Origin of the sequence: Kitasatospora sp. NPDC056181, assembly GCF_042266225.1 — a bacterium.
Classification (GTDB): Bacteria; Actinomycetota; Actinomycetes; order Streptomycetales; family Streptomycetaceae; genus Kitasatospora.
In genome coordinates this window covers 1-5,258 of record NZ_JBHJUK010000273.1, presented here as the reverse complement: position 1 = coordinate 5,258, position 5,258 = coordinate 1, and the positions used below count along the sequence as shown (strand labels likewise).

Sequence of the window (5,258 nt, the reverse complement as noted above, 5' to 3'; positions counted from 1 at the left end):
CGACAAGGGGACGGCGGCGGCATCCACTGCATCACCCAGCAGCAGCCGAAGGCCTGACCGGCCGGCCGCCGGGTGGTGCGGCGTGACCCCGCGGATCGCGCCGCACCACCCGACGCCCCCGTCACTGCTCCGTCACATCGCCCCCGTACCAGGGGACGACAGACGTCTCCGTCACCGTCACTTGAGATGCCTCCCCAGGTCGTCGGTGGTGAGGCCGTGCGTGCTGTGCATCGCGATCGAACTGCAGGCGGCGCGCCGGGCACGCGCCTGCGCGAGGTGGGCCTGCTCGGCGAGCAGGCCGTCCACGTTCTCGGTCGGTCCGTTGCGGCGGTGGTGCAGGTACACCGCCAGGCCGGTCACGATCACGGCAAGACCGGCGATCAGGGCGATCAACGTGGCCATGGCCACCCCTCAAGGTCGTCGTTCCCCCACTGGTACGTACCCGGAGGACTGGCGGCCGAACCGGCCGTCGTCCCGCTCCGTGCCCCTGCGGGCACGGCCAGTATCGTGGGCAGCAGGCGGCACGGCCGCCACCGCACAGAGGAGAACAGCAGATGGCGGACGCCCGCCCGCGCCGCCCGGCGCGCCCCCGCGAGGAGGTCTTCGCCACCGCGCGGGCCGCGATCGCCGAACACGGGCTCGCCAAACTCACCATGGCCGGCCTCGGCAAGCAGCTCCAGATGAGCGCCGGGCACCTGCTCTACTACTTCGGCAGCAAGGACCAGCTCCTGCTGGAGACCCTGCGCTGGAGCGAGGACCAGCTCGGCACCCGCCGCCACGCCGCCCTGACCGACGGCACCCGGGACGTCTGGGACCGGCTCACCGCCTACACCCGCCTCTACCTCCCCGAGGGCCCCGGCGACCCCCGGTGGATCCTCTGGGTCGAGGTCTGGGGCCGCTCCCCCGCCAGCGAGGAGCTCCGGCAGGGGCAGCTGGAGATCGAGGCCCCGTGGGACGCGGACCTCGTGGCCCTCCTGGAGGAGGGCAGCGCCTCCGGCCGCTTCACCCCCGGGACCGCCGCGGACCGGGCCGCCCAGATCCGCGCCCTCCTCGACGGCCTCGCCGTCCCCCTGGCCCTGGGCCTCCCCGGCTCCGGACGCCCCCGGGCGCTGCACCTGGCCGAGTCGGCGTGCGGCACCCTGCTGGGCGCCGGCCGCTGACGCACCCCCGCTCCGGGGAGCGTGCTCCGGGGGAGCTGCTCCGGGTCGGCCCTCAGCCGGTCCAGATCGCGGCGGCCGTGCGGTCGTCGGCGTAGCCCCTCGCCCTGACCTGGACCTGGCGGAGGAAGTCGACGGTGCCCGGCGGGTGGGGGTGGGCCCAGTGGGACGAGAGGAAGTGGGCGACGGCCGGCTCGTCGGCGATCGGGCGGGCCAGGCCGGGGGTGCAGAGCAGCAGGATGTCGCCGACGGTGGCCGGGACCATCCGGAAGCGGAACGGGCGCGGGTCCGACACCGGGGTGTCCGGCACCGGCGGCTGACCGTCCGGGTGGTGCAGCAGCCGCGCGGCGTACGCGTCGATCCAGTGGCCGGAGCGCAGCAGGTAGAGCCCGCCCGGTCCGACCCCGAAGGCCGCCCGGTAGGACGCCTCCGGGTCGAGCGAGAGCAGCATGCAGTGCAACGAGGCGGGGGACTGAGCACCGTCGTCGCCCTCCGGTTCGGGGGCGAGCGCGCGCAGCGGGGCGGCGGCGCTGGTGGCGAGCCGCTGGAGGCCGTACCGGAGCCGGTCGCGGGCGCCGTCGCGCAGGTCGGCGGCGAGCCCGGTCCGGCTGCGGCCGATCGCGGTGGCGAGCTGACGGACGGCCTCGGCGGTGGCGGTGGCGACGGCCTCGGGGGCCACCTCGCCGTCCCCGGCGCTGCGGTCGAAGCCGCCGAGCGCGGCGAGCAGCAGGCCATCGGGCGCCTCGCCGAACCTGGTCACCAGCAGCGTGTCCCGGCGGGGCTCGCCGCGGTAGCGGGCGGAGTCGCCGCGGACCGAGACGGCGCGCAGGGTGGCGGCGCCGTACTGGGCGCCTTCCAGCACGGTGTCCGGTACGACGGCGCCCAGCATGCCCGGGTCCGCCTCCGGCACGGCGGTCGGCTCGGGCGCGTACGTGGGCGGGCGCTCGCCGACGTGCGGCACGGCGGGCCCGGCACCGGCGAGCACCGACCGCTGAGCGGGGCGCGGCGCGGGGGTGGGTTCGGGCGCGGGCGCGGGGGTGGGAGCTGGGGTGGGGGCTGCGGCTGGGGCGGGCGCGGGCGCGACGGGCTCCGGCCGAGGTGCAGGCTCCGGTGCCGACACGGCGGCCGGCGCGGGCTCGGGTTCGGGTTCGGGGGCGACCTCGGGCTCGGGGGCGACCTCGGGCTCGGGGGCCGGCGCGGGCTCGGGCGTCTTCTCCAGGACGGGAGCCGGTTCGGGGGCGGGCCCGCGCTCCGGCTCCAGGACCGCCTCAACCGCCGCGTCCGCCGGACTCGCCGCGTCCTCCGCCCAGGACGGGGCCGGGAACCTGTGCGTCTCCGCCGGGTCGCGTTGCTGCCCGATCACCCCGACCGCGGTGTCGAACCAGTCGTCGATGCTGTCCCGCTCCAGCACCGCCTCCTCGGCCGCCGCCTCGACAACCCTCTCGGCAGCCCGCTCGGCCGTCTCCTCAGCCGCCTCCTCGGCCAGGGCCTCAGCGGCGTCCCCGGCCACGGCCTCGGGCCCGGCCGTCTCCTCGCCCGCGGCCGCCGGTTCGTCCGTGCGCTGCCGCCCGATCAGCCCGGCCGCCGTCTCGAACCAGTCGTCGACGCTGCCCTCCCCCGCGTGCGCGTGCGGGGTGTCGGGGAGGGTGCCCGCCGGCCCTTCGTAGACCGTGTCCCACCAGCCGTCGTCCGGCCGGTGCTGCTGTGCGGGTGCACCCTTTTTGCTCATCTGGCGGCTCCTGGTCGGTCCGTCTGCGCGCCGCCCCCGGCGGGGCCGGACTCGACGTCATTGTCTCCAAGAGCAACGACGCTGTCCGGCTTTCGGCGACAAACCGTGCACTGATCGGATGCTCCCGATCACCGGGTTCGCCCCACGTTCCGCTTCCGTTCCGTCCGTGCTTGCCGGAACTGCCCCGAGCAGGGTGTTTACGGGGTGTTCGACCCCTTCGGAGGCCGAAAATGAGGGCCGAGGAGGGGCATCGCTTCACTCGTTCGGCTGATTAAATGTCCGCATGACCGCGTCGGCCCCCAGACCATCCCGACCGGGGAGGGCCGTCATCGCGGGCCGCCCGGTGGGTGCGCTCTGGGTCCTGCTGCTGGTCGGACTGCTGACGGTGCTCCCGTGTGCGGGCCAGGCCCAGGCGGTCACGGCCGACCGGTCCGGTCCTCCCGCGGCCGGCCCGTCCACCACCCTGTCCGGCCCGCTCACCGGGCCGTCCACCGACGTACCGGGACCACTCGGGGCGCCGGGCGCCCCGAAGGCGGCCCACCCGTCCCGCCACACGGACGGACCCCGGCACTGGACGTGGTGCTCCGCCGACGGCGAGCCGCCGCACCGCGACAACGGCTGCTCCGGCCACCCGTACTGCGGCCAGGACGCCCAGCTCCCCAACCCGCCGCCGCAGCCCCAGCCCGCCGTGACGCCGCGCCCGGACACGCCCGAGGCGCTGCCCCGGGTGGTGGCGCGCGGACTGCTGGACGGTCCGCGCCCGGCACCGGATCTGCACGAACTCCAAGTCCACCGGTCCTGAGCGGAACCCACCGCCGGCCGTCCCCCTGCCCGTCCGAGCGGACGGCAGGACGGGCGGCACCGACGGATCCGCCCCTCCACACCCCACTTCAGACCGCCGCGCCCGCAACGTGCGGCGGGGACAAGGACACCACATGGGTTCCGCCTCCAAGCAGTCCAACAAGCCCGGCGGCAAGCAGGGCGCGTCCGACCGCCGTGCCCGGATCGCCGAGCTCCGCGCCGCCGAGCAGCGCCGCGACCGCCGCAACAAGATCGTCGCCTCCGTGATCGCCGGCGTCCTGGTGATCGGTGCGATAGCCACCGGCACCTGGATCGTGGTCGACGCCAACAAGGACAAGAAGGCCAAGGAGGCCGCCGCCAACGCGCCGATCGACGGCGTGAAGACCTTCGGCGACCTGAGCCGCAACCACGTCAAGGAGAAGGTCAACTACCCGATGACCCCGCCGGTCGGCGGCGACCACAACGCGATCTGGCTGGACTGCATGGGCCACGTCTACGACCAGCCGGTCGAGAACGAGCGCGCCGTCCACTCGCTGGAGCACGGCGCGGTCTGGGTGACGTACAACGGCAAGGCCACGCCGGACGACATCAAGACCCTCTCCGACAAGGTCAAGGGCACCCCGTACTCGCTGATGAGCCCCTACCCGGACGAGCAGGGCACCATCACGCTCAACGCGTGGAGCACCCAGCTGGTGGTGGACAACGCCAACGACCCGCGGGTGGCCGAGTTCTTCACCAAGTACGTGCAGGGCAAGCAGACCCAGGAGCCGGGCGCGTCCTGCACCATGGGGTCGATGTGACCGCCGACGCGGTGACACCCGCCGACGCGGCGGCGCCCGGGGAGACGGAGGAGGCGGACCGGACCCCCGGCACCGCCCGCCGGCGGCTCTGGTGGCCGGCGGCGCTGGCCGCCGCGCTCGCCCTGGCCCTCGGGGTGCCCGCGCTGGTCGCGAGCGGGACGTCCGCGTCCGGCTCGTCCACGCTGACCGCCCCGGCCGACGACTCGCCCGAGGCCGGGTTCGCCCGCGACATGGCGACCCACCACCAGCAGGCCGTCGACCTGTCGTTCATCGTCCGGGACCGGACGGCCGACGAGCCGGTCCGCACCCTCGCCTTCGACATCATCAACACCCAGGCCAACCAGCGCGGGATGATGATGGGCTGGATCGACCAGTGGGGGCTGTCACAGCACACGCCGGCCAAGCCGATGGCGTGGATGAGGATGAACCACACGTACGAGGCGCACGACGGCTCGCTGATGCCCGGCATGGCCACCAACGCCCAGCTCGCCAAGCTGCGTTCGCTCAGCGGGCGGGAGGCCGAGGTGTACTACCTCCAGCTGATGCTGGAGCACCACAAGGGCGGGGTCGAGATGGCCCAGGGCTACGTCGACCTGGCGAAGAACGAGACCGAGAAGCGGCTCGCCCAGTCGATGGTGAACGGTCAGACCTCGGAGATGGGGCTGATCACCGACATGCTCAAGGAGCGCGGCGCCGCCCCCGGCGTGCCCGCGTCCTGAGCGACGACCCGCGTCACCCGGCCGGGGTGCGGCGGACGGTCGGACCGTCCGC

At 74.7% G+C, this 5,258-nt stretch carries 6 protein-coding genes; 4 read left to right on the top strand and 2 right to left on the bottom strand.

Going from position 1 to position 5,258, the window contains the following annotated elements; genetic code table 11:
- Positions 1–177 precede the first annotated feature (177 nt).
- Positions 178–402 (bottom strand): hypothetical protein, encoded by a 225-nt coding sequence (locus ACFC1F_RS42510; protein WP_376167087.1) that lies wholly within the window; start codon positions 400–402, stop codon positions 178–180.
- Positions 403–554: 152 nt separating this feature from the next.
- On the opposite strand from ACFC1F_RS42510, the gene ACFC1F_RS42505 reads away from it, so the two are divergent.
- Complete coding sequence (locus ACFC1F_RS42505; RefSeq protein WP_209417281.1) at positions 555–1,160, top strand: TetR/AcrR family transcriptional regulator; 606 nt, start codon at positions 555–557, stop codon at positions 1,158–1,160.
- 52 nt (positions 1,161–1,212) lie between these two features.
- On the opposite strand, the gene ACFC1F_RS42500 is transcribed toward ACFC1F_RS42505, so the two are convergent.
- Positions 1,213–2,886: a hypothetical protein gene (locus tag ACFC1F_RS42500; RefSeq protein WP_376167085.1), complete on the bottom strand. Its 1,674-nt coding sequence runs from the start codon at positions 2,884–2,886 to the stop codon at positions 1,213–1,215.
- A gap of 283 nt (positions 2,887–3,169) precedes the next feature.
- Between ACFC1F_RS42500 and ACFC1F_RS42495 the strand changes: the two genes are divergently transcribed.
- From ACFC1F_RS42495 to ACFC1F_RS42485, 3 genes are all read left to right on the top strand, one after another.
- Positions 3,170–3,688, top strand: a complete 519-nt coding sequence (locus tag ACFC1F_RS42495) for a hypothetical protein (protein WP_209412093.1) — start codon at positions 3,170–3,172, stop codon at positions 3,686–3,688.
- A 133-nt stretch (positions 3,689–3,821) separates the two neighbouring features.
- Entirely contained in the window at positions 3,822–4,487 is a 666-nt protein-coding gene (locus ACFC1F_RS42490) for a DUF3105 domain-containing protein (RefSeq protein WP_209412092.1), read from the top strand.
- The gene (locus ACFC1F_RS42485) at positions 4,484–5,206 is read left to right on the top strand and encodes a DUF305 domain-containing protein (RefSeq protein WP_376167083.1); all 723 of its coding nucleotides are present in this window, start codon (positions 4,484–4,486) and stop codon (positions 5,204–5,206) included. The genes ACFC1F_RS42490 and ACFC1F_RS42485 overlap by 4 nt, the downstream gene beginning before the upstream one ends.
- Positions 5,207–5,258 lie beyond the last annotated feature (52 nt).